Genomic DNA, 1,741 nt, shown 5'->3' on the forward strand with positions numbered 1-1,741 from the left:
AATGCTTGTGCCACGCGGGTTAACTTCTTGGACTAACAAGCCGCGTTTGACCGCCACTGCTTGCAATATTTCCAAGAATGCTCCCCAGGCTGCATCATGTATTGATTTTGCTAACTTAGTTCGAGCGAGTCCTTTGATATTTAAATTTTCGTGAGTAATTAAGTCGTATTTGCTGCACAACCAATGAGCAACCTGATAGTGAAATTCTTTCCGGCATCGGGTTAGATAGAGGTGTAACAAAGCTACTTTATGTTTAGCTTTTTTCCAGTTTTTAGAACCCTTAACGCGGCGCGACATTACTTTTTGCGCCTGAGCCAGCTTGCCCTGAGCCTTTCTATAAAATTGTGGAATAGGCACCGCTTCCCCGTCTGATGTAGTTAGAAATTTCTCCAATCCAACATCAATCCCAACAGCAGACTTAATTGAGTCCACTGGTAAAATCTCGGGTACAGTATCATCCTTCATTGAGATACAACAATACCACCCATCAGCCTTTTTGACTACGGTGCATTGCTTAAGGGTAAATCCTACGCCCTTCGGGCAAGCTTCGCTAACAGGTAATGGGCGATGCATTACAACAGGAATTGACCCAATCCGACTCAGTTTTAAAATACCATCAACCAGATGTGCTCCTGCTTTGGAACTGTTGACTCTAGGAAAAACAAACGATCGAAGTTCTCCAGATTTTTTGAACCTAGGTCTACCCCCACGCTTGCCACTGGCATCAGGCTTTCGCCACCTATCCCAAGCCTTGTTGAGACGTTGTAAGTTAACTTGTTGAGTCTCTGCGTAAATTTTTTTGTACTCAGGAAATAGCCGCTTAGTTTCCTTCAGCGCTGCCTGTTGAGTGTAGTAGTTTACCAGTTCTGGAATTTCACCAATTGGCTCATAACTCACGCTACACCTATCAATCGGACAACGAGTCCGACGAAGCCAATCCAAGCGTTGCCCCAGGGCGTAGTTCCAATGACGACGCAAAAGTCCAAGCCACCTTTCCATGATGGCGATCTGTTCGGGGCTTGGCTTGATTCGGTAGCAGTAAGTGAGTATCATAAATTTATTGTACCACTTATTGCATAAAATGAAAGGTAATTACACAAAAGAAAATAGATCGGTTTACCGTCTTACCGTACATGTTGTATTAGTAACGAAATACAGACGAAAGGCCATATCAGACCAAATCTTGATCAGGCTGAGACAAATCTGCTCTGACACTTGCGTTAAATGGGAGTGTAACCTGGTGGAATTTAATGGAGAGAGTGATCATATCCACCTAATTATTGACCTTAATCCTAGGATCGCCCCGGTCAAGTTAATAGCCAATATCAAAACTGTGACTAGTAGATTGATTCGCCAAGAATTTCCTGAGCACTTAAAACGGTTTTACGGAGACAAAAAAGTCTTCTGGACAGGTTCTTATTTTGTGGCTTCCTGTGGCGGAGTTACTATCGAGCAATTAAAAAGTTATGTCCAAAACCAAGATACCCCGTCAGGCAATTCCCCTCCCGCTAACCCTCCGGGTATAACGGGAGACCCCTTGCCTGTTTAGGTTGGGTTTTACGAGTTAAATTCCGTCGCGCATCTAAGTCTACTACCTTCTCAAACAAAGGCAACCGTCCTTCTACTCGTTGGGTCACTTCCGACCAGTTAAAGCTAAAAGACCCCAACTGTCCCTGAGAGTTGTGACAAACTACAGTAGTTTCCTGGTCACTACTGTCAGAAAAATACTTAACTTGATAGA

The 1,741-nt window shown here is 43.8% G+C and carries 2 protein-coding genes and 1 pseudogene; 1 reads left to right on the forward strand and 2 read right to left on the reverse strand.

Annotation, left to right across the window (positions count from 1 at the left end):
• Positions 1-1,053: transposase (locus F6K53_RS40090; protein WP_293085638.1), on the reverse strand; the 1,053-nt coding region annotated here is incomplete at its 3' end.
• A 28-nt stretch (positions 1,054-1,081) separates the two neighbouring features.
• Between F6K53_RS40090 and tnpA the strand changes: the two genes are divergently transcribed.
• Positions 1,082-1,549: an IS200/IS605 family transposase gene (tnpA, locus tag F6K53_RS40095; protein WP_293085641.1), complete on the forward strand. Its 468-nt coding sequence runs from the start codon at positions 1,082-1,084 to the stop codon at positions 1,547-1,549.
• Here tnpA and F6K53_RS40100 read toward each other — a convergent pair.
• Positions 1,509-1,741 (reverse strand): annotated as a pseudogene (locus F6K53_RS40100) (hypothetical protein); the annotation flags it as partial. The gene tnpA and the pseudogene F6K53_RS40100 overlap by 41 nt on opposite strands.

Source organism: Moorena sp. SIO4A1 (assembly GCF_010672065.1).
GTDB lineage: Bacteria > Cyanobacteriota > Cyanobacteriia > Cyanobacteriales > Coleofasciculaceae > Moorena.

Bases quoted from the DNA above. Each gene is read 5' to 3' on its own strand.
- tnpA (WP_293085641.1), top strand. From the start codon at position 1,082: ATGAAAGGTAATTACACAAAAGAAAATAGATCGGTTTACCGTCTTACC.